Annotated in this window: 9 protein-coding genes and 1 pseudogene; 7 read left to right on the forward strand and 3 right to left on the reverse strand. The window is 36.7% G+C overall.

Features of this window, described 5'->3' with window-relative positions; all coding sequences use genetic code 11:
* Both QZV68_RS07480 and lysS read left to right on the forward strand, forming a co-directional pair.
* On the forward strand, positions 1-254 hold a 254-nt coding region (locus QZV68_RS07480; protein WP_296880090.1), incomplete at its 5' end, for a hypothetical protein.
* 197 nt (positions 255-451) lie between these two features.
* On the forward strand, positions 452-2,035 hold the full coding sequence (gene lysS, locus QZV68_RS07485) for a lysine--tRNA ligase (RefSeq protein ID WP_296880092.1): 1,584 nt from the start codon (positions 452-454) through the stop codon (positions 2,033-2,035).
* A 19-nt stretch (positions 2,036-2,054) separates the two neighbouring features.
* On the opposite strand, the gene QZV68_RS07490 is transcribed toward lysS, so the two are convergent.
* From QZV68_RS07490 to QZV68_RS07500, 3 genes are read right to left on the reverse strand one after another with little or no spacing between them, the layout of a single operon-like run.
* Positions 2,055-2,432 carry a hypothetical protein gene (locus QZV68_RS07490; RefSeq protein ID WP_296880094.1) on the reverse strand — a complete coding sequence of 126 codons (378 nt, stop codon included), beginning with the start codon at positions 2,430-2,432 and terminating at the stop codon, positions 2,055-2,057.
* Positions 2,432-2,902 carry a nucleoside deaminase gene (locus QZV68_RS07495; protein WP_296880096.1) on the reverse strand — a complete coding sequence of 157 codons (471 nt, stop codon included), beginning with the start codon at positions 2,900-2,902 and terminating at the stop codon, positions 2,432-2,434. Before QZV68_RS07495 ends, QZV68_RS07490 begins: the two co-directional genes overlap by 1 nt.
* A gap of 39 nt (positions 2,903-2,941) precedes the next feature.
* Positions 2,942-4,003, reverse strand: coding sequence for a hypothetical protein (locus QZV68_RS07500; RefSeq protein ID WP_296880099.1), 1,062 nt, complete (start codon positions 4,001-4,003; stop codon positions 2,942-2,944).
* Between the two features lie 204 nt (positions 4,004-4,207).
* Between QZV68_RS07500 and polC the strand changes: the two genes are divergently transcribed.
* From polC to QZV68_RS10265, 5 genes and pseudogenes are all read left to right on the forward strand, one after another.
* On the forward strand, positions 4,208-7,507 hold the full coding sequence (polC, locus tag QZV68_RS07505; RefSeq protein WP_296880101.1) for a DNA polymerase II large subunit: 3,300 nt from the start codon (positions 4,208-4,210) through the stop codon (positions 7,505-7,507).
* A 211-nt stretch (positions 7,508-7,718) separates the two neighbouring features.
* Positions 7,719-10,037, forward strand: a complete 2,319-nt coding sequence (nrdD, locus tag QZV68_RS07510) for an anaerobic ribonucleoside-triphosphate reductase (RefSeq protein ID WP_296880103.1) — start codon at positions 7,719-7,721, stop codon at positions 10,035-10,037.
* Between the two features lie 145 nt (positions 10,038-10,182).
* Complete coding sequence (locus QZV68_RS07515) at positions 10,183-13,773, forward strand: C1 family peptidase (protein WP_296880105.1); 3,591 nt, start codon at positions 10,183-10,185, stop codon at positions 13,771-13,773.
* Positions 13,774-14,279: 506 nt separating this feature from the next.
* Positions 14,280-18,994, forward strand: a pseudogene (locus QZV68_RS10260) (amino acid adenylation domain-containing protein); the annotation flags it as partial.
* 105 nt (positions 18,995-19,099) lie between these two features.
* Positions 19,100-26,171, forward strand: a 7,072-nt coding sequence (locus QZV68_RS10265) for an amino acid adenylation domain-containing protein (RefSeq protein ID WP_363137149.1), incomplete at its 3' end; no start/stop codon positions are given.

Raw genomic sequence — 26,171 nt, forward strand, 5'->3', positions numbered from 1 at the left:
ATAAAAAATTGAATAGTATACTAATCCTTCATAATTGCGGTTTAAACAACTATTTAAATTATATGGATTATGCGGAAAAACTCTACAAATGGGGTGTTCACAAACCAGACTGCAAAATAGTGATTGATGCTCACGACTGTGGAAAAACACATCCAGACCTGATATTTGCTTCAGCAGACAAAAAAATGATAGACCTCATTTTAGAGCACAACACAGACTTTTTAAACATTGCGGAATTCAGGTCATATAACTGACCACCTCAACTATCACCCATCACCTAAAAAATCATGCAAAAACCTGATGGATGATGTTAATGTTAAAATATTATCACCTCCAAAATCTATTGAAAAGATGATGAATTTAAACTAATCTTTTTATATTACTAGAAACAAATTTAAGATAGTATAACTTATTTTAACGATAATTTTTTATTAAAAAATGGAGAATATAGATGACACATTGGATTGAAAACATAGCTGATGAACTGGCTAAAAGAGACGTAGAAGAACATGTTATTGCAAGCGGAACCTCCATTTCAGGTTCCATCCATATTGGAAACTCTTGTGATATTTTTATAGCTAACGGAATTGGAAAGAAATTAAGGGAAAAAGGAAAAAAAGCCAAAACCATTTGGATTGCTGATGACCACGATCCACTCAGAAAAGTTCCTTATCCATTGCCTGAAGAGTATGACAAATATTTGGGAATGCCTTACTCAATGATTCCATGTCCTGACGGCTGCTGTGCCAACTTTGTAGAGCACTTTGAAAAACCTTTGCTTTCAGTAATTGACGATTATGGAATCGAAATGGAAGCCAAATCAGGTTTTGAGATGTATAAGTCAGGTGCCTATAATGATTATATAAGAACTGCATTTGAAAATGTGGAAAGAATCAAGGAAATATTCAACGAATACAGAAGGGAACCATTAGCCGACGATTGGCTTCCTTATAATCCAATCTGTGAAGAGTGTGGAAGGGTCAATACCACAGAGGCTTATGATTATGACGGAGACATTGTAAAATACAGATGCGAATGTGGCCATGAAGGTGAAATGGACATCAAATCCGGAAACGGTAAGCTTACCTGGAGAGTGGAATGGGCAGCAAGATGGAAAATATGTGGAACAACCTGTGAACCGTTCGGAAAAGACCATGCCGCCAGCGGAGGCTCATACGATGTGAGCAGTGTCATTTCAGAAGAAATATTTGACTATCCTGCACCATATCCAGTGCCATATGAATGGATTACCCTTGACGGCGAAGCTATGAGTAAATCACACGGTGTTTTCTTCGCTCCTGAAGAATGGCTGAAAATAGGACCTGCTGAAAGTCTTCATTATTACCTGTTCAGGTCAAAACCTATGAAAGCTAAAGATTTCTCACCAAAAATGCCATTTTTAGATTTCATTGATCAATTTGATACCGTTGAAAAAGTATTCTATGATGAAGTAGAAGCTCCATCAGAAAAAGAAGAAAGAAAATTCAGGGAAATCTATGAAATAGTTCAAATGAATCCTGATGCTCCTTTACCTTTCAGACCGCCGTTCAGATTCCTGGTCAATGCCTATCAGATTGCAGGTGACGACCCTGAAAAAATCTTTGAAATTCTCAAAAGAAACTCCCAGCTGACCAAAAGCTTCAAAGACAAGGAATTCGGCGATTTGACTGAAACTGAAATGGCCCAATACAGAGAAAGACTTGACAATGTAATCTATTGGCTGGATACCTACGCACCTAAGTTTGTAAAATTCCAGGTGCAAAGAAAAAAAGTTCCGAAATTGCCATTAACCGACGAGCAAACCCAATTTATACATGCTCTGGCTGATTTGATGGAAACTACTGACTTTGATGATGCTGCAAAATTGCACGATGCAATGTATGAAATCCTAGAAGGTCAAGGCCTAAAACCACAAAAAGGTTTCCAGGCAATTTACAAAATGATTCTTGGTCAAAAACAAGGCCCGAGAGCAGCGTCATTCCTGTTAAGTCTTGATAAAGACTTTGTTGTAAAAAGATTAAGACAAGAAGCTTAATCTTTAATTTTTCTATTTTTTAAATCAAACTCTTAAATTCTTTTTTCATCATCAGACTGTCCACAAACCTGTAATCCAGTTTTTCAAATATTTCAACCAGAATATCATCTTTTGAATCAAAGCTGACGACGATGCTATTGAATTCATAGTCTATGGCTATCTTTTCAAGTTGCCTGATTAACTTATAGGCTATCTTTTCCCGGTCGTCATAAGAATTTAGAAACAGTGTGGTAATTTCACATGAATCGGCATCATAAACCTTGAAGCTGGCACAACCGACAATCTTTGAGAAGCTATTTAGAAGCAATACAACCTGAGGATCTTCCACTAAACAGCCAAATGATTTACAGAATTTTATAAAGCGTTCATCGCGCTCATCAGTAACGATTATTTCCATTATTTAACCTCTGTTGAATTTCCAACTTTTGCAAGTTCATCTTCCCAAACGCCCGGATTGTTGCATGCGAATTTCAAAAACAGATCCCTGCATCTCACATCATCCAAAACATCCACTTCAACGCCGTTGCATTCAAGCAGGTTTTCGGCTCCCATTAAAGTAGTGTTTTCGCCAATGACAATGCGAGGAATGTTGTAGAGAATTACTGCACCGGAACACATTGGACATGGAGAAAGAGTAGTATACAATGTGCATCTTATATAGTCATCATAATTTAAGCGCCCCGCATTTTCTATTGCGTCCATTTCCGCATGCAGGAGCACAGAGTCATTTTGGATTAGTCTATTATGGCCTCTGGATACAATCTCACCTTCCCTGACAAGTACGGCTCCGATTGGAATTCCGCCTTCTTCCAGAGATTTTTCAGCTTCCCTAATAGCTTCATCCATAAAAAATTTATCATCAGTCATTTTAAAAAAAAGAAATGAATAATAGATGAAATAAATCACCTATTTAAATCTGTTAAATAATCCTTTGTTGGATTCTTTTTCTAATGCCTCTTCGAGTTTTGTTACCTGTTTTCTTAAATCTGAAATGGTTTTGTTGGAGTCATTAGATAATTTATCATAGCTACTTTCCTTAACTTTTAACTGGGTTTTAAGTGATGAAATCTCTTCATTAAGGCCTGAAATAGTCTGACTGTTTTTCTTGTCAACTTCTTCCTTATAATCGCCGATTTCAATTAATTCTTTTCTCAGTTCAGTAATTTCAGATGAAAGGTTAGTATTTTCAACTTTAAGTTCATCTATATCATCATTTAAATCTGAAATCCTATTTTTTAAAGTAGCGTTCTGTTCTTTTAGATTGTCTATTTCACCGATATCCTTAGAATCTAATTCTGCTTTCAAATCAGAAATTTTAGCTTCATAGTCAGATTTAATAGTGTCGATTTCGGATTCCAATTTGTCAGCTCTTACTTTGCTAACTGCAGCATCAGCTCCGATTTTTCCGATTTGGTTACTTAAATCTGCACTGATATCTAATTGTTCAAAATATTTTCTAGTACTTTTTTCCAAAGCATCTGTCAATTCAATTTTTACACTTTTAAGTTCTGAATTCTCTTTTTTAAGCCTTGGAATGACCTTATTGGTTAAGTAGTTAAGTTCGTTGGATTGATTAGAAAGTTTTTTATTTTTATCTGAAAGCTCTTTTTTCAATTTGGAAACATTATCGGAATCTTTAGAAGTTTTATCATCTTTCTTTGCGGTTTCTTTTGGAGCTTTCTCTTCAATCTCTTCAGGAACTTCCCCTAAAGCAGGTATTTCATCCACATCAGGAATGTTATCATCAGTTTCCTCAGGAACTTCCTCTTCAACTTCCTCGGAAACATCATCAGGTTCAGAAGTTTCTTCAACAACCTCTTCAACTGGAGCCTCTTCAACTGGCTCATCAACTTGTTCCACTATAGGAGTTTCTTCAACTTCTTCATCTTTTGATTTGTTTTTAATCTTATCAAGATTTAAACTCATTTTAGTACCATACAGGGTATTAATAGGTTTTTTATCAGACATTTATATCACCAAAATAGCAATAAAAATTTTAAGTTCAACAATCCGTATACTAAAATTAATTTTTTCTTTTACAATCTATTTAAAAGTTATCAAAAATCTGTTCCAAAATAGATTTCAACATATTTTCACACTTGCAAATATTATTAATATCATGAAAATCAATAGTAATATACTGAATTAATTTTTATAATTTGTGGCGATAAAATGGATTATTTTGACAGATTAGAAGCTGATACCCATCACCTATACGATATAGCTAATGAGGCTAGATCAAAAGGTTTAGATGTTGAAACAAAAACTGAAGTGCCTCTTGCAAAGGATTTAGCTGAAAGAGTAGAAGGGCTAGTTGGTCCTGAAGGGGTTGCAAATCGTATTAAGGAATTGGAAAAAGATATGGACCGTGAGTCAGTCGCATTTGAAATTGCTGCTGAAATTGCATCAGGAAAATTTGAACTTACTGGAGAAAAGGCGGAATGGAATGATGAGCAAAGATCAGACCAGGGCCTCAGGACTGCACTGGCAATCCTAACAGAAGGAGTTGTAGCCGCACCTCTCGAAGGTATTTCAGACGTTAAAATCAAGGACAATTTCGATGGAACCAAATACATTGGCGTATACTTTGCAGGCCCTATCAGAAGTGCGGGAGGTACAGCCGCTGCACTAGCAGTTCTTTTAGGAGATAAAATCAGGCAAGCAATTAATATTGATGCATTCAAACCAATTGATGATGAAATCGAAAGATATGTGGAAGAAGTCGAGCTTTACGAGTCCGAAGTCACAAATCTACAATACTCACCAACACCAGAAGAAGTGAGATTCGCTGCAAACCACATACCTGTTGAAGTTACCGGAGAACAAACTGATAAGGTTGAAGTGTCACACAGGGATTTGGAACGTGTTGAAACCAACAATATTCGTGGAGGAGCTCTTCTTGCGATGGTTGAGGGAGTTATCCAAAAATCCAAAAAGATTCACAAAATCTCTAAAAAATTGGGTCTTGACTGGGAATGGCTTTCAGAATATTCAAAACCTAAAAAGGATGATTCAGGAAGTGACGATGCAGATGAATCAGATATCGTGAGCGAACCTAAATATATTCAGGATATCATCGGAGGAAGACCTATTTTGGGCTATCCTTCAGAAAAGGGAGGATTCAGACTCAGATACGGCAGAAGCAGAAATACAGGCCTTGCAACTATGGGGGTTCATCCCGCCACAATGGCATTGCTTGAATTTTTAGCTGTGGGTACACAGCTGAAAATTGAATACCCTGGAAAAGGTAACTGTGTTGTTCCTGTGGATTCCATTGAAGGACCTGTCGTCAAGCTTAAAAACGGTGATGTCATAGCCATAAACAGCGTGAAACAGGCTCGTGAACTTAAAAAGGATGTTGTTGAAATCCTGTTTTTAGGAGACATGCTGGTAGCGTTTGGAGAATTTTTAAGAAACAACCAGCCACTTTATCCGTCAGGATGGTGCGAGGAATGGTGGATCCAGCTACTGATGCGAAGCGAAAACTTTGATGAAAACAGCACCGATTTGGATTTGCATAAACTTGAATACGATTACCTGACTGCTATCGAAGCATTTACCCTATCCAAAGACTATGAAATACCGCTTCATCCAAAATACACTTACTGCTACAATGACGTGACCATTGACGATTTGAACGGACTTATTGATCTGATAAACAAATCCAAGTCAGGCTATAAACCTGGTGATGAACTCAAATTGGATTTGTCCTATCAGAAAAGAACATTGGAAATCATTGGCGTTCCGCATATTGTCCGTGACGACAAGATTATTATCGACAAGGACCACTCATATACCCTTGTCATTACATTATCAAAAAGGCTATCCGAAAAGCCAACCACCCTTGAAGCCTTAAATGAGGTTTCACCGGTTGAAATCAAAAATAAGGCTCCAGCATATATCGGTACACGTGTAGGAAGACCTGAAAAATCTAAAGAAAGATTGATGAAGCCTGCACCTCATGGATTATTCCCTATCGGAAACTTCGGAGGCTCAAGAAGATTAATAGCTACAGCGGCCAAGAGAGGCAACATCAAGATTGAACTGTCCAGAAGAAAATGTACCAATCCGGAATGCGGAGTCAGCTCATACAATTCGCTTTGTCCGGAATGCGGTCATCCGACTGAAATAAGCAGTCCAAGCGAGAAGAATATTCCCCTTGCAAACATGCTCAAAAAGGCATCCGACAACGTCAAGGTAAGAAGAGTTGATGAGGTAAAAGGAGTTGTCGGAATGATTTCAGAGGCCAAATTCCCAGAACCTCTTGAAAAAGGAATATTGAGAGCTAAAAATGAAGTGTTTACATTCAAAGACGGTACTGTGCGTCACGATTCAACAGACCTTCCTCTTACACATTTCATTCCAAAGGAAATTGGTGTTACTGTTGAGAAACTGCTCGAGATGGGTTATGAAAAGGACTGTTATGGAAATCCAATTGAAAGTGAAGACCAAATCATTGAACTTAGAGTTCAGGACATCGTAATATCCGACAACTGCGGCGAATATCTGCTTAGAACAGCACAGTTCATTGACGACGAGCTTGAAAGATATTACCATATGGATCCTTTCTATAACGTCAAGGAAAAAAGCGACCTGATTGGACATCTGGTTGCAGGCCTTGCTCCCCACACATCAGCAGGAGTGCTTGGAAGAATTGTAGGATTTACAAAGGCATTAGGCTGCTATGCACACCCTTACTTCCACTCTGCAAAACGTAGAAACTGTGACAGTGACGAAGACGCAGTGATGCTTCTTTTGGATGCTCTGATTAACTTTTCAAAGACATACCTTCCAAGTACAAGAGGAGGAAGTATGGATGCTCCGTTAGTTTTATCTTCAAGAATCGACCCTGAAGAGATAGACGACGAATCCCACAACCTTGACATATTCGAAAGGTTCCCGGTTGAATTCTACGAGGAGACCTATACTCCGCACAAGCCTGCAGAGGTTTTAGAATACATTGACAATGTGGAAATGCATTTGGGAACACCACAGCAGTATGAGGGCCTTATGTTTTCACACCACACTTCAAGCATTCATGCAGGACCTACATTGTGCCTTTATAAAAGGTTGCCTTCAATGAGAGAAAAGGTCGAAGCCCAAATCAGCCTTGCAGAGAAAATCAGGGCTGTCGATCAAAGAGGAGTTGTTGAAAAGGTCTTATCATCCCACTTTTTGCCGGACATCATGGGAAACTCAAGGGCGTTTTCCAAGCAGAAGGTCAGATGTACCAAATGCGGTGCAAAATATAGGAGAATGCCACTTACCGGAAAGTGTACCTGCGGCGGCAATCTGATACTGTCAGTTTCTAAGGGGTCCGTTACAAAGTATCTTGAAATCTCAAGAGACCTGGTAAGCAGATATCCTGTTTCACATTACCTCAAACAACGTTTGGAAATCCAGGAATTTGGTATCAACTCGCTTTTTGAAAGTGACAAGTCCAAGCAAAGTTCTTTAGACATTTTCTTCTAAGAGCCATTACTTTTCAAATGCTCTTGGAAAATCAATTTTTAATATAATAAATATAATAAATTCCAGAGTATGTAAACATTGTTCGTAATAAGACGAACGATTTATATACCAAAAAATACAGACTAATTAGCAAGAAGTTCGTATTGATACGAACAATAATTATACAATTAAGTTCAATATAATAATTAATCATACCATAAGGTGGATAATAATGGAAAGAAGTTCAGAAATCGGAAATAATTTAAATGAATCCGTTAAAATAAACGTAGAGAAAAATAATGGTATAACCGAAAGATTTAGCTATGAAAAATTAGTAAAATCATTAGTTATGGTTGAAACCCCTTTCTTTGAATCTGATAAGATTGTAGCAACTGTTGTATCACAATTATACGATGGAATTACAACCAAAGAAATCAAAAAAATCGTTTACGAATGTTTAGAAGACATTGACACAGAAATTGCAAACAAATACTTGGCAAGCACCCAGTTAAAAGTACGTACTTCAAGAGATACAATTGAAGCATTCGATTTATCCAAAATCGCAAACACTTTAATTGAAGAAACAGGAGCAAGCCAAGAAACTGCTTTTGAAATAGCTACAGAAACCTGGAAAGAACTCAAAAAATTAAATGTCGAATACCTTACCGCACCAATGATCAGGGAAATGGTCAACACAAAATTGATTGAATACGGACTGGAAGACTTAAGAAGTCGCTACACCCGTTTAGGTATCCCTGTATACAACATTACCTCATTGATTGAAAACGGTAACAGGGATAATGCAAACATGATTCATAACCCTGAAAGTATTCACAAACACGTAGCTGACGAAGCATTAAAACAATACGCACTCCTGAAAATGTTGCCAGCACACTTGGCAGATGCACACATGTCCGGTGACATTCACATTCACGATTTGGAATTCTTCGCTGGAAGACCTTTAAACTGTATGCAACACGACATCAGAACCTTCATCAAATACGGACTTAAAGTAGACGGTACAGGTGACCACACCTCCATTGCAGGTGCACCAAACCACATGGAAACTTTAATGAACCACACTGGTGAAATCATGCTTGCAGCACAACAAAACATGTCCGGTGGACAAGGAATGTCCTTATGGAACGTATTTGTAGCACCATTTGCAAGAGGAAGAACCTATGATGAAATCAAACAGGCTGTTCAAATGCTCGTTTACAACTTGAATATGGCATACGCAGCAAGAGGTTCACAAGTTCCATTCACAAGTATGGCATTGGAATTCGGTGTTCCTGACTTCTTAAAAGATGAAACCGCATACGGACCAAAAGGCCAAGTGGTCGGAACCTACGCAGACTACGAAGAAGAAACCAGATTAATCCAAAGAGCATTCACTGAAACCTTACTCGCTGGAGACAATGAAGGCAAACCTCATTTATTCCCAAATACAATTTACACCTTAAGACCTGAAACAATGACCAGCGAATATGATGACGACATCAGATTAGTTCATGAATTATCTGCAAAATACGGTTCATCCTACTTTGTAAACATGTTCCCTGAATACAGAGGAAAAATGGCAAACTACATGGGATGCAGAACCTGTTTACAAGACACATGGACTGGCGACTGGGATCAAGACTGTTTAAGAACAGGTAACCTTGCTTACGTAACCTTAAACTTCCCAAGAATCGGATACCAATCCAAAGACGAATCCCAAGTATTCGAATACTTGGACGAATACATGGATCTCGCAACTGAAACATTAATGCTCAGAAGAGAACAAGGATTAAAATGTCTAAATGATTTCCACATCCTACCATTCCTAAAACAGCAAGTAGCTGAAGATTCATATTACAGAATCCAAAACTCAACATTATCATTCGGTTTCGTTGGACTCAACGAAATGTTATTATCCTTATTCGGCGAAGGCATTGAAAACCCAGATGCAAATAAATTTGGTGTAAAATGTCTCGAATACGTAAACGACAGAGCTAAAAAGTTACAAGAAGAAACCGGACTCAGATGGAGTGTTCTTCAAACCCCTGCAGAATCAACAGCATACAGATTCGCAACCCTTGACAAAAAACAATTCGGCGATCAAGCTATTGTACAAGGTGAAGGAAATGCAAACTACTACACAAACTCTTCCCATGTACCAGTAGATACCGGAGCTTCATTAATTGAAAAAATCAAGATTGAAGAACAGTACCATAGCTTAACCCCTGGCGGACACATCTTCCATGCATTCATGGGAGAATCATACTCTGATCCAGATTCATTAATGAGCTTAACCCACAAAATAGCTAAAAAATCCGATATCGGATTCTGGGCTTACAGTTCAGCATTAAGCTTCTGTTTAAAATGTAAGACATTAATGAAAGGATTAAATACTACTTGTCCTACCTGCGGCGAAAGTGAAGACGTAGAATGGTATGACAGAATTACCGGATACGTACAACAAGTAGGCCGTGCAAAATCCGCTTCAGGTGGATGGAACCCAGGTAAACGTCAAGAATTAATTGACAGAAGAAGATTTGAAGATAACTAACTTTCCAGTTATCTTTCCACCTTATTTTTTTTAAACAAAACGCCACTAGCATATATTTATTACCAACCCCATTCAATAAAACTAAATAATTTAAATATTTTATTCATCATATTATAATTATTAACAATGTGATGGATAAGATATCATGAAATTAAATAAAATTATTGCATTCTCCCTCATGTTGTTTGTTTTGCTGATTTCAGTCACAGCCATATCGGCAGCTGATTTGAACGGAACGGACACCGTGACGGATGATGTTTTAAAAGAAGATAATGTAAAAGACAATACTTTTCAAGATTTAGAGGGAGATATAATTATATCAAAGCCAAGACTCAATCTTGATAAGGATTATGAGTTCAACAAGACAACGGATGTGCATTATACCGGTGGAATTAATATAAATGCATACAGTTATGAAATCAACGGTAATAACCATGTAATCGATTGTGGCAATCAGGCCAGAGCATTTAATTATACCGGTAAGGGAACTTTAACAATAAAGAATTTAATTATTAAGAACGGATTATGTGATTCAGGTTCAGCAATCGCAAGTAGTGCGCCTTTAATATTGAATAATGTGACTTTTATAAACTGTAATAGTAATGGAACCGCTGATGATGCCAAATGCGGAGCCGTTTTTGTTTTGGGAAGTGAAGTGCAAATTACCAATTGTAAATTCATTGACAATTCAGGAGATGATGGTGCTTCAATTAGTGCTTTTTCATGTAAATTGAATATTAATCACTGTACATTCACCAGCAGCTCAAATAAATCAATTAAGGGTCAAGTGTATTTAAATGATGCTATTGCAACAATATCAAATTCAAACTTTTTGAATGCAATTTCAAAATATTCAACTGCAATATTTGCCGAAGAGGAATCTACCCTAAAGATTTCCAAAACAAAATTCAAAAACTTGTATGCAAATAAAACCGCAGGAGCAATTTCTTTTAAAGAAAGTAATCTTTTAACAATATCCAACTGTGAATTTGACAATGTAACCAGTGCCAATAATGGTGGTGCTATTTTTGCAGACATCATTGGAGAAAAAAATGAAATTAAAAACGGTAGAGTAATAATTAAAAATACAGTATTTAATAACTGCTATTCCGGATTTGGAGGAGCCTTAGTTCAGTTAGGTGGAAAATTATCAATTTCCAATACAGATTTCACTTCCAATTTAGCAGAGTACGATGGCGGTGCAATATATACCAGCTATGCTAATGTAGGCATTTCAAATTCAATATTTAAATCCAACACATTATTGGACGACATATCCTACGGAGGAGCATGCTACTTTGATATGGGAAATGTAACCCTTAAAAACAATATTTTCCACAACAATCGCGGAAACAGCGTTTCTACACTTTACGCATACGATACCAATTTAGCTTTACAAAACAATTACTTCAACAATCCTTCCGACCTCCCAAGCATATACACAGTGTATGGGAAAGTAAAACTAAATAAAGGAAATACCTACAATAAGGATAAAAGGTCATTCAACAATAAAAATCAATTCTACAATTTCAAAAATACAGCAAAACCTCTTCAAACAATCAATGTCACTTATGCTGATGCAAAAGCTAAAAGATTTGATTTAAGAGAATATGGTTGGGTTACCCCTGTCAAAAACCAAGGATTTATGGGATCTTGTTGGGCATTTGGTAATTTTGCAGCCTTAGAATCTGTATTACTGAGATATACAAACAAAACTTATGCACTGTCAGTAAATAATGCTCAAAATATTGGGATTCAATATTCAAAATACGGAACAGTGGGTGCAATTGAAGGTGCAGATGAATTTACATCCTGGAGTTATCTGACCGATTGGCTGGGAGGTTTCCCTGAAGAATATGAAGAATATGATGAACTTGGAAAGATCTCTCCATTGTACCGTACAGCTGATGATTTCCACATCTACGATGTAGTTATCATTCCGGAAAGTAAAAAACCTAAAGACATTATGATGTTAATCAAAGAGGCTTTAGTTAAATATGGAGCAGTAGCAGTCAACCATAATGCAGACTTCAATGAAGATACATATTATAATCCTGTTCAGAGCGCACAATACTATAACGGTAAAAATGGTACAAACCATAGGGTCGGTATTGTAGGATGGGACGACAATTATTCCAGACACAACTTCCTCATCACACCTCCAGGAGACGGTGCATGGATAGTTAAAAACAGCTGGGGAGACGAATGGGGAGACAAAGGATATTTCTATCTCTCATATTACGATACTTCATTGGGAAAAGATGCTCCGAGCGTTACCTACGTCATTACCAATGAGACCTACGATAGAATCTATCAACATGACATCGGAGGATCAAATAAAAAGTATGGAAAAGTTAAAACTTATCTTAACGAATATACTGCTACTGAAGACTCAATGATTGCAGCTGTTGGAACCCAATTTGAAAAAGCGGGCACTTATTATGAATTTGGAATAATAGTAAATAATGTTCCAGTCCTTATACAAAAAGGCAATGCAAAATATGGAGGATATGAAACAATCCAACTGAATAAGCTTGTCCAACTCAAAAAAGGAGACAAGTTTAGAATAATGTTTGAAAATACAATGTTTGTTGCAACAGATACCAGAATTCATGTTCAGCCGAACAAAAGCTTTTTAAGTACAGATCACGGAAACACCTGGCAAGACCTTAAAACAATTGACAGCATAGCCATTTTGAAAGCATACACAATTAAGGACCCTAAAGTCACCAAAAACATGGTGAAATATTATAAAAATAGCGCCCAATTTATTGCAAAAGTTGGTGCCGGCGTAAAGGTTACTTTTGTATTCAACAAAAATAAATATGTAAGAACCGCAGGCGCTAACGGATTGGCTAAACTTAACATAAATGCCAAAACCGGAAAATACAGCATCACAACATCTTTCAACAAAACCAAAATCGTGAGTTATATCATCATAAAAAGTACAGTAATTTCAAAAAATGCTGTAAGAGGATATAAAAGCAATTTCAATTATAAGTTTAAGGTAGTGGACTCTAATGGAAAAGGATTAGCAAAAACCAAGGTTGCAATTTCAATTAACGGTAAACGCCAGACACGTACAACTGACGCATCAGGATATGTGACTATTAAATTTACCAAATTGACAAAAATGCAAAAGATTTCTATCAAAAATCCAAAAACCAAAGAGGTAAGAAGAACCACAATTAAAATTGCTTCAAGATTCAGCGGTGCTAAAAACATTGCAATGTATTATTTTGACGGACATGCGTTTAAAGCAAAAATCATTGGTGACAACGGTAAGGCTGTCGGCAAAAACAAGGTAGTAGTTGTTAAATTTGACAAGAAAACCTACAAATTAAAAACCAATGCCCAAGGAATTGTTTCCTTGAAAATACCTGACACAGCAACACCTGGAGTATACAAGCTAACAGCATCTTACAAAGGCCAAACCATCAAAAGAACCGTTAAAGTATTGCAAAACCTTAAAACAAGCAAACGTGTAGTGAAAAAATCAGCTAAAAAACTCACTTTAAAAGCGTCAGTTAAAAACGGCAAAACACCTATTGATAAAATATGGGTAGTGCTCAAATTTAATGGCAAACAATACATGGCAAAAACCAACAAATATGGAATTGCTATATTTACCATTAATAAAAACGTTATCAGCAAACTCCAAGCTGGAAAAACATACCCAATGGTCTTTTCAATCAATAGAAATGACATCAAAACAACTTTAAATGTTAAATCTTAAGAGGAATTACTCTTCCTCTACTTTTTTTTATTTTAAAATGCGATGCAAATATAACTTGTATGCTAATTTTGTTTATTTATTTTTTCAAGTTATAATCAAAATTTCATCTGAAAAATGAATAAAATAGCAAATATTTATTTAAAAAAAGAAACATAATTTTCCATATAATCATTAAATGAGAGGATAATATGGTTGATAAAAATATAAATTATAACAAATACTTTTTAAGAATAATTAAAGAATTTGATGAAACAACAATCCTTAATACGAATTTAAATGGTCAAGATACACCTAAATTAAATTCCGAAGATTTAAAAATAAAAAATGATAAAATAAATGAATTCTGCAAGGACAATGGAATTTCTGAAAATATACTTTTTTTAGCAGGAACATCCCTTGCATTGAACAAGTTTAACTTTTCCGATAAAAATCTTATATTTCATGGAAACGACATAATCTTTACAACCCATTTTGAAAACAGAGAAATCACAATAAAAGAATATTTGATGCAAATTAAAGATGATTGGGAAGAAAATTTAAAATATTCCAATTTCGCAATTGACAGTTTGCTCGATGAATATGACTTGAAACCTGAATTCTACTATTCCTTTAATGAAGAACTTGATTTCAATTCATTCAAACACAAATATGGATTTTACCTGTCAATCAATCAAAACGGCGATGAATTCCTCTTATCCGCATCATATAATGACCAATTATATTCTGACGAATACGTCAACACATTCTTAAAAAGTATCAACAAAATCGTAGACCAGTTTTTATCCTCTGACATTTCCAAATCCTCCTTATCTGACATTTCTCTTGTCAGCGAAAATGATGATATTCAGTTTAAGGACGTGGAAATTCCTTTCATTCACAAACGTTTTGAAAAACAGGTGGAAAAAGCACCTGAAAGCATTGCAATTGTTTCAAGCGATGAAAAATTAACCTATGGCGAACTTAACGAGAAAGCCAACAGGATAGCCAACGGCCTTATAAAAAATGGAGTAAAACCAAAAAGCAATGTTTTGGTAATGCTTCCAAGAAACAGCAATTTGATTGCAGCAATCATGGGTATTTTAAAGGCAGGATGTGCTTATATTCCAATCGATTTGGAATATCCTCAGGAAAGAATCAACTATATCTATGAAAACAGCCGTGCAGAATACATCCTTGCCGAAGGATCAGAAGGAAATGCACTTGACGTTAAAAAACTGCTTGAGGAAGAAAATACCGAAAATCCTGATGTGGAAATGGATTGCGATGATTTGGCCTATATGATTTACACTTCAGGTTCAACCGGAAATCCTAAAGGAGTAATGATTTCCCACAAAAACATTACAAACCTGTTTACAGAAGATGATGACAGTCTTGTATCCCAGGCCTACAGCAGCATGAGCAAAACTCTTGCAATAACCACAGTTTCATTCGATGCTTTCCTGCTTGATTTAATGAGCTTCACATTTGGTCTTGAAGTTGTTCTGGCCAATGATGATGAAGCCAAAAACCTTACTGACTTAATTGCACTTATCCGCAAAGAAAAACCGGATGCTCTTACATTTACAACTCCTTCAAGATTAAGAGAATATATGGAAAATGAGGAATTCATGAAGGAATTGCCTACATTCAAATATATTGCTGTAGGCGGGGAAATGTTGCCTAAAGACTTTGTCTCCAAAGTTTTAGCAAGTACCGGCGAAGCAATCTACAACATTTACGGACCTACCGAAACAACAGTAATATCCAATGCAAACAGGCTCACTGATCCGGACAACATCACTGTTGGAAAATCATTGCGCAACTATGTGACTGATGTAAGGGACATCGACGGTAAAATCCTACCTTACGGAGTAATGGGCGAACTTTACATCGGAGGTACAGGAGTATCAAAAGGATATTATAACCTTGATGAGAAAACAGAAGAAGTTTTCATTGAAATCAACGGCATCCCATACTACAGAAGCGGAGACTTTGCAATAGCACATCCGAACGATGAAATTGAAATCAAAGGAAGAATCGACAATCAAATCAAATTAAGAGGTTTGAGAATAGAAATAGGTGAAATTGAAGCTAACATCAGCAAATTCCCTAAAATCAAACATAATGTAACTCTCATTAAGGAAATCAACAATAATGAACACCTTTGCGCTTACTTCACCGCTGAAGAAAAAATCGACATTGGTGAGTTGAAGAAATATCTGGAAAGCAGATTAACCAAATACATGGTTCCAACAGCATTCATGCAGCTAGATGAAATGCCGCAAACTCCTAACGGAAAAACAGACATCAAAAAACTTCCTAAACCAAAACTTAACCTGGAAATGGTCCCACCGGAAACAGAAACCGAAGAGAAAGTGTTCGATATTGCATCAGAAATTTCAAAAACCCGTGCCTTCGGTGTGACTGATGATTTGTATGCCATCGGATTTACATCATTAACACTGATGAAACTGAACTCAAGCATATATGAAGAAACCGGAATCAACATAGCAATTTCCAAGCTGATTGAAGATCCTACAATCAAAAACATTGCCAACCTGATTGACAATGACAAGGGATCCGACGATTTAGATAGGATTATTGAGGATTCTAAAAATTCAATGTATATTCCATTGACTACAAACCAACTGGGAGTATATTATGAATGTGCTCAAAATCCAGACATGCCTCAGTATAACATTCCTTGCCTAATCAGATTTGACAAATCAGTCAATGCTGAAAAATTAAAAGAGGCAATAATCAAAACAATCAACGCATATCCTTATCTTAAAACCCGAATTGTCATGCATGGTGACCAACTGATGCATAAACGTGACGATTCAATCGCTATCGAGGACATACCTATTGTTCAAGTGCCATCCATCAGCGACAATGAAATTCAAAATCTCAATACCAAAAGATTCGAGCTGTTGGGCGGACAGCTGTTCAGAGCCAAAATATATGAAACCGATGATGAAGTCATATTGTTCTTTGACATGCATCACATAATAACCGACGGAGAATCCATTGACAAGTTATTCAAGAACTTTGCAAATGCCTATGACGGTAAAGAAATTAAAGCAGAAGCCATTGACGGATATACAAATGCATTAATCGAAGCGGAAAATGAAAACAGCGAAGAGTACATCGCTTCTGAAAAGTATTTCCATGACCTGTTAACCCAAGAAGTTGATACAACAATTCTTACCCCTAATTTAAATGGAAATCCGGACAAGGGAAAACTGCAGTCAGTATCCAAAAACATCAATCCGAAACGGATTATGGAATTCTGTGCAAATGAGAGAATAAGTCCTAACGTCCTGTTCATGGCAGGCACCATATTGAACCTGAACAAGTACACATTTTCCGATAAAACATTGATAACAACCATATTCAACGGCAGAACAAGTTCCAATTACTTCAATACCCAGGCATTTTTAGTTAAAACTTTGCCTATATTATCAATCAATGAAGACAGGGACATCTCCGTTAAAGAATTATTAAATCAAACTGACAGGATTTGGAAAGAAACCATTAAACATTCAGATTATCCATATACAAAAATTTCAGAAGAGTTTGAATTAAAACCTGAGTTCATGTACACTTACAACAATCGTGATGAAGAAATAATCACCATGAACGGTAAGAATTATCAATACACCCAACTGGAAACTCTCGAAATTAATTATAAAATAACATTCGACATTAACGAGAGTGAAGACAATATCGAATTGTTCCTTTTATATAATGATCAGTTATACACAGAAAAATACGTAAAAGTATTCCTGAACGGTGTTTTAAACACTATAACACAGTTCATTACTGAAGATATTGAACAGTTAAAAATCAATGAGATTGAACTGAATAAGAATTATGAAATACCTGAGTTTACTCCTGTGGAAAATCCATTTATCCACAAACGCTTCGAAGAGCAGGTTAAAATAAATCCAGACAACATTGCTCTTGTAGCTGAAGATGCAACATTCACTGCAGATGAACTTAACCAAAAAGCAAACAAAATCGCAAACGCATTAATCAAAAAAGGAGTCAAGCCAAAAAGTAATGTCCTTGTAATGCTTCACAGAAACAGCGATTTAATAGCATCAATATTAGGTATACTGAAAGCAGGATGTACCTACATTCCAATCGATTTGGAATACCCTCAGGACAGAATCAACTACATATATGAAAACAGTCAGGCAGACTACATCATCTCAGACGAAGATAAAGAAAACACATTAAATATCAAGGAACTCCTCAAGGAAACAAATACAGAAACTCCAGATGTCGAGATTACACCTGATGATTTAGCATACATGATTTATACATCAGGTTCAACCGGAAATCCAAAAGGAGTAATGATATCACACGAAAACATCTGTAATGAAGTGGGCAATCCAAAATCACAATACGAAAGCCTATTATGTATTACAACAATTTCCTTCGACGTAGCGATGGATGATATTTTCGTAGCACTTTCAAACGGAATAAAACTCATATTTGCAAACGATTCCCAAATCAAAAACATTCCTGAATTGACCGAACTAATAAAAGAACATAAACCGGAAGTTGCAGATTTCACACCATCCAGACTGGCCTCACACCTAGAAGTGGACGAATTCTGTAAAGCCATAGGTTGCCTTAAATGTTTATTCCTCGGAGGAGAACAATTCTCAACCAAAGTATACGAAAACTTCAAGAAATACTCAGATGCAATCGTGTACAACAGTTACGGACCAACAGAAACTACAATCACATCAAACAACAAGGAAGTCACAGACAGCAACGACATAACAGTAGGATACCCACTATACAACTACGTCACAGACGTACGCGATATCGACGGGAAACTCCTGCCTTACGGTGTAATGGGAGAACTCTACATTGGAGGTGTAGGTGTAGGTAAAGGATACTACAATATGCCGGACAAAACCGAAGAAGTATTCCTAACCATCAACGACATCCCATACTACAGAAGCGGAGACTACGCAATCTCAAGACCAGACGGCGAAATAGAACTCCTCGGAAGAATCGACAACCAAATCAAACTCAGATAGAAATCGGAGAAATCGAGTCAAACATTAACAGGTTCCCTTCAGTCAAACAGACCGTTGTCGTAATCAAGGAAATCAACAACAACGACCATTTATGCGCATACTATACTGCTGATGATGAAGTTAATACAGGCAAATTAAAAGACTTCCTGAAAGACAAGCTAACCAAGTATATGATACCTACTGCATACATGCAGCTTGATGAAATGCCTCAAACACCGAACGGTAAGACAGACCTTAAGGCATTGCCTCAACCAAAATTAGACCTGGAATATGTGGCAGCTGAAAACGAAATGGAAGAAAAACTCTTTGAAATCGCAGCAGAGCTTGTAAATACAGACCAATTCGGTGTAACAGACGACTTATATGCAATTGGATTTACATCACTGATATTAATGAAACTTAACTCATTAATCTATGTGGAAACAGGAGTTAATCTTGACATTTCAGCATTATTCAATGATCCGACAATCAGAAAGCTAGCATCACAAATAAAAGAAGGTGATGACGGATCAGATTTAGAAGAATTTACCAAATTAGCTGATGAATTGGACTACTTCCCACTGACTGAAAATCAATTAGGTGTATATTACGAGTGCATGCAAAGCCCTGATGAAATAAAATACACCATGCCAACCGTTTTAAGGTTTGACAGTGCAGTTGACGCATCCAAATTAAAAGAAGCAGTAATCAAGACAGTGGAAGCACATCCATACATCAAAACCAGAATCATAGCCACTGACGATGGTTCACTAAAACAATATAAAAACAATGAATCAGAAATAGATGAAATCGAAATCGTCAAAGCCGATTCAATAACCGATGATGAAATCATCAAAAATGATGTAAAAGCATTTTCATTCGACGACGAACAACTGTTCAGATTCAAGATATATGAAACTGCTGATGAAACCGTACTCTTCAGTGATTTCCACCACATCATCACAGACGGTGTATCACAAATCACATTCTTCACAGACATAGCAAACGCTTATGAAAACAGAGAGCTTTCAGAAGAAATTGTAGACAGTTATGTCTATAGCCTCATTGAAGAGGATGGCAAAAACAGCGAAAAATACGAAAAATCCAAGGAATTCTTTGATGAGAAACTGTCAGATGAAATCGAGTCAACAGTCCTGACACCAAACCTTAATGGAAATCCTGATGAAGGTGAGATGAAAACAATCACTCAGGAGATCAATCCGGAGAATATTAAGGAATTCTGTAATGATTATTCATTGAGCCAAAACGCCCTGTTCCTCTCTGCTCTCTCTTTGACATTGAATAAGTTCACATTCAGCGATAAGACACTGATAACAACAATCTTCAATGGAAGATCCAATCCATATTACTACAATACACAAGGTTTCTTAGTTAAAACACTTCCATTAATATTCAACAATGAAAACAGACAGGAAACAATCAGAGAATTTATTAATGGCATCGACAACGTATGGAAAGACACAATAAATCATAGTGAATATCCATATACTAAAATTGCAGAAGCATATCAATTAAAACCTGAATTTTTCTTCTCATATCAGGAATTCTTTAAATCAGAAGAGATTACAATAAATGACAAGGTTTATGAAGAATATGAATTAAGTTCTGATGACATTTCCGAAACATCCTATAAAATCAACCTTGATTTATTCGTATATGAAGACAGCATCAAATTCAAATTGGACTATAACGACCAATTATATAGTGAAGAATATATCCAAAAATTCCTTGATTCACTTAATCTGGTCTTAAATAAATTCATTGAAAGTGATATTGACAAATTAATGATTAATGAAATAGAGCTTGAAAGCGAATATGAACTGCCTGAATTTACTCCTGTGGAAAATCCATTTATCCACAAACGCTTCGAAGAACAAGTTAAAGCAAACCCTGACAACATTGCTCTTGTAGCTGAGGATGCGACATTCACTGCAGATGAACTTAACCAAAAAGCAAACAAAATCGCAAACGCATTAATCAAAAAAGGAGTAAAACCTAAAAACAATGTCCTTGTAATGCTTCACAGAAACAGCGACCTCATTGCATCAATATTAGGTATACTGAAAGCAGGATGCACCTACATTCCAATCGATTTGGAATACCCACAGGACAGAATCAACTACATCTACGAAAACAGTCAAGCAGACTACATCATCTCAGACGAAGATAAAGAAAACACATTAAATATCAAGGAACTCCTCAAGGAAACAAATACAGAAACACCTGACGTTGAAATTACCCCAGATGACCTGGCCTATATGATTTATACATCAGGTTCAACCGGAAATCCAAAAGGAGTAATGATATCACACGAAAACATCTGTAACGAAGTGGACAATCCAAAATCACAATACGAAAGCTTACTATGTATTACAACAATTTCCTTCGACGTAGCGATGGATGATATATTCGTAGCACTTGCAAACGGAATAAAACTCATATTTGCAAATGATAGTCAAATCAAAAACATTACTGAATTGACCGAACTAATAAAAGAACATAAACCGGAAGTTGCAGATTTCACACCATCCAGACTGGCCTCACACCTCGAAGTAGACGAATTCTGTGAAGCCATTGACTGCCTTAAATGTTTATACCTCGGAGGAGAACAATTCTCAACCAAAGTATACGAAAACTTCAGAAAACACTCCGACGCAATCGTATACAACAGTTACGGACCAACAGAAACCACAATCACATCAAACAACAAGGAAGTCACAGACAGCAACGACATAACAGTAGGATACCCACAATACAACTACGTCACAGACGTACGTGACATAGACGGGAAACTCCTGCCTTACGGTGTAATGGGAGAACTCTACATAGGAGGAGTCGGAGTAGGTAAAGGATACTACAACATGCCTGACAAAACCGAAGAAGTATTCCTAACCATAAACGACATCCCATACTACAGAAGCGGAGACTACGCAATCTCAAGACCAGACGGCGAAATAGAACTCCTCGGAAGAATCGACAACCAAATCAAACTCAGAATCAAACTCAGAGGACTAAGAATAGAAATCGGAGAAATCGAATCAGGAATAAATAAATATCCATCCGTAAAACAGTCTGTTGTCGTAATCAAGGAAATCAACAACAACGACCACTTATGTGCATACTATACTGCTGACGATGAAGTTGAGCCAAGAAGCCTGAAAGAGTTCCTGAAAGACAAATTGACCAAGTATATGATACCTACTGCATACATGCAGCTGGATGAAATGCCTCAAACACCAAACGGTAAAACAGACATAAAAGCATTGCCTGAACCAAAACTTGATTTGGAATATGTGGCAGCAGAAAACGAAACCGAAGAAAAACTCTTCGAAATCGCAGCGGAACTCATCAGCACAGATCAGTTCGGTGTAACCGACGACTTATACGCAATAGGATTTACATCACTGATACTGATGAAATTCAACTCAATGATATATGCAGAAATGGGCGTAAACCTGGACATATCAATATTATTCAATGACCCGACAATCAGAAAAATCGCATCAGAAATTGAAGGCAGTGACAAAGACAGTGATTTAGCTGAAATTATCGAACTTGCAAACAGCATGGAGTACCTGCCGTTGACTGATAACCAAATTGGTGTATACTATGAGTGTATGCAAAGTCCGGGCGAAATCAAATACACAATGCCTACTACCATGAGGTTAGGCAGTGACGTCGATGCGGAAAAATTAAAAGAAGCTGTAATCAAAACCGTAGAAGCCCATCCATATCTCAAAACAAGGATTATCATCAATGAAGAAGGAGAACTAAGACAGAAAAGATGCGATGATGTGGAAATTGATGAAATCGAAATTGTAGAAGTGGATTCAATCAGCGATGAAGAAATGCTTGAAAATGATGTAAAGGCATTCAACTTTGACGACGAACAACTGTTCAGAGTCAAAATATATAAGACTCCTGATGAAACCGTGCTCTTTACTGATTTCCACCACATAATTACTGATGGTGTATCACAGATTAGTTTCTTTGATGACATTGCAAACATTTATGAAGGAAAAGAAGCAAGCCCTGAAATTGTCGACGGATATGCATACAGTCTCATTGAAGACAACCAAAAAAATAGCGATGCCTACAATAAAGCTAAGGAATTCTTCGATGAAAAATTATCACATGAAATCGAATCTACAGTCCTAACCCCTAACATCAACGGTAATCCTGATGAGGGCAAACTGAAAACTGTAATAAAAACAATTGATTCAAATAAAATTAAGGAATTCTGTAATCGCAATTCATTCAGTCAAAACTCACTGTTCCTCTCAAGCCTTGCTTTAACATTAAACAAATACACATTCAGCGATAAAACATTGATAACAACAATCTTCAATGGAAGATCCAACCCGCAATACTACGATACACAGGGATTCCTGGTAAAAACACTTCCATTAATCCTCAACAACGAAAACAGGGAAGTGACAATTAAAGAATTTATCCAGAATATAGATGAAGTATGGAAAGACAGTATGGCCAACAGCATTTACCCATACACAAGCATTGCTGAAGCCTATCAGTTAAAGCCTGAGTTCTTCTTCACATACCAAGAATTCTATGAATCAGAACCTCGTGTAATAAATGGAACCGTTTATGAAGAAGCGGAATTGGGTACAGAAGAGCTGAGTACAACAGAATATAAGATTAACTTCGATATTGACGTTTCAAAAGACCAAATAGACTTTGTAATCCAATACAATGATGAATTGTATACAGAAGATTATATTGAAACATTCATAGAATCCATGAATCTTGTCTTAAGTCAGTTCATGGCCAATGACGTTAATGAAATGATGATTTGCGATGTGGAACTTGAAACAACAAAAGAAATACCTATATTCAGCACTGTGGAAACTCCATTTATCCACAAGCGCTTTGAAAAACAAGTTCAAGCAAATCCAGATAACATAGCTCTTGTTGCAACAGATGCTACATTAACCAATGAGCAGCTTAACATCAAGGCAAACCGCATAGCCAATGCTCTTATAAATAAAGGCGTGGAAGCAAAAAGCAACGTCCTGGCAATGCTTCCAAGGGACAGCAACCTCATTGCCACAATAATAGGTATCATGAAGGCAGGATGCACATTCATCCCTATTGACTTGGAATATCCTAAAGAACGTATAGAATACATATATGAAAACAGTCAGGCCGACTATATCATAACAGCCGACGGAAAAGAGGAAAATGCATTGGACATCTATGAACTGCTTGAAGAGAAAAATACATCCAATCCAAATGTTGACATTACACCTGACGATCTGGCATACATGATTTACACATCAGGTTCAACAGGAAATCCAAAAGGAGTAATGATTGGACACAAGAATGCATGTAACGAGGCTGCATCAAATCCTAAATGCGAATATGACAACCTCTTAAGCATTGCAACAATTGCATTCGATACATCCCTTGAAGATATCCTCACAGGAATCACAAACGGAATAAAAATCATATTTGCAAACGATTCAGAAATCAAAAACATCGTTGATTTAATCAAATTAATTGATGAACATAAACCGGAAGTAATGGAATTCACACCTTCAAGATTAATATCCTACCTTGAAGTAGAGGAGTTCTGCGAAGTTATTGAATGCGCAAAATGTATTGTAATGGGAGGAGAGCAATTCTCAGCCAAAGCATTCAACGGAGTTAAAGAGTACACCGATGCCAAAGTTTACAACAGTTACGGACCTACCGAAGCAACAATCGCTTCCAACTACAAGGAAATAACCGATCCAGAGAATATCACAATCGGTAAAGCACTGAATAACTACGTAACTGAAGTAAGAGACATTGATGGAAAACTCCTGCCTAAAGGAGTAATGGGAGAACTCTACATCGGAGGTGTCGGAGTAGGTAAAGGATACTACAACATGCCTGACAAAACCGAAGAGGTATACCTTGAAATCAATAATATCCCATACTACAGAAGTGGAGACTATGCAATAGAACTTCCTGATGGAGATATTGATATCAAAGGAAGAATCGACAACCAAATCAAACTCAGAGGATTAAGAATTGAAATTGGTGAGATTGAATCAAGCATTAACAAATTCAAAGACATCAAAAATGCCGTTGTCGTGATTAAGGAAATCAACAACAACGACCACTTATGCGCTTACTTCACAGCCGAAAAGGAAATCGACAAGGATTCATTGAAAGAGTTCTTGAAAGAAAGACTTACCTATTATATGGTTCCAACAGTATTCATGCAATTGGATGAAATTCCTCAATTGCCGAACGGTAAAACTGATACCAAGAAATTGCCTGAACCTAAATTGGAGCTTGAAAACGTAAAACCTGAAAATGAAACCGAACAGAAACTGTTCGACATCACTTCAGAACTTATTGAAACCGATGAATTCGGTACTACCGATGATTTATATGCCATAGGATACACTTCATTATCCTTAATGAAACTGAGTACATTAATCTACAAGGAAATGAACGTTAACCTTGACATATCCATTTTATTCAACAGCCCAACAATCAAAAAGCTGGCTGAGGCTATTTCAGACGGTGAAGATAAATCCTCCAGACTGGACGAATTTATTGAAATGTCCAAAGAATTGGAGTACTTCCCACTGACAGAAAACCAATTAGGTGTATACTATGAGTGTATGCAAAGTCCTGGTGAAGTCAAATATACAATGCCGGCTGTTGCAAAATTCGATAAGAAAATTGATGCTGAAAAATTAAAAGAGGCAATAATCAAAACCGTAGAAGCACATCCATATCTCAAAACAAGAATTGTGCTTGCAGATGACGGAACCATAAAACAGTTCAGAAACGATGATGCAGAAATAGATGAAATCGAAATCGTCAAAGTCGATTCAATAACCGACGAAGAAATCGCCAAAAACGACGTAAAAGCATTTTCATTAGATGGCGAGCAGATGTTCAGATTCAAGATATATGACGCTGCTGATGAAACCGTACTCTTCAGTGATTTCCACCACATCATCACAGACGGTGCATCACAGGCAATACTCTTTGAAGATTTAGGAAAAGCCTACAACAATGAAGAAATTGAAGAGGAAACCGTTGACGGATATGTTTTCAGCCTCATTGAAAATGACCTGCAAAACAGCGAAAAATATGAAACTGCCAGAAAATTCTTTGACGACAAATTATCAGATGAAATCGATTCCACTGTACTGACTCCAGACCTCAATGGAAACCCTGATGAAGGAAAACAGAAAACTCTCAGCACAAGCATCGATATAACTGAAATTGACAAGTTCTGTGCTGAAAATTCAATCGGACACAATTCACTGGTCATGTCCGCAATCATGCTGAACCTGAATAAGTTCACATTCAGCGACAAAACATTGATAACAACAATCT

The organism is uncultured Methanobrevibacter sp., assembly GCF_902801725.1.
Taxonomy (GTDB): domain Archaea; phylum Methanobacteriota; class Methanobacteria; order Methanobacteriales; family Methanobacteriaceae; genus Methanocatella.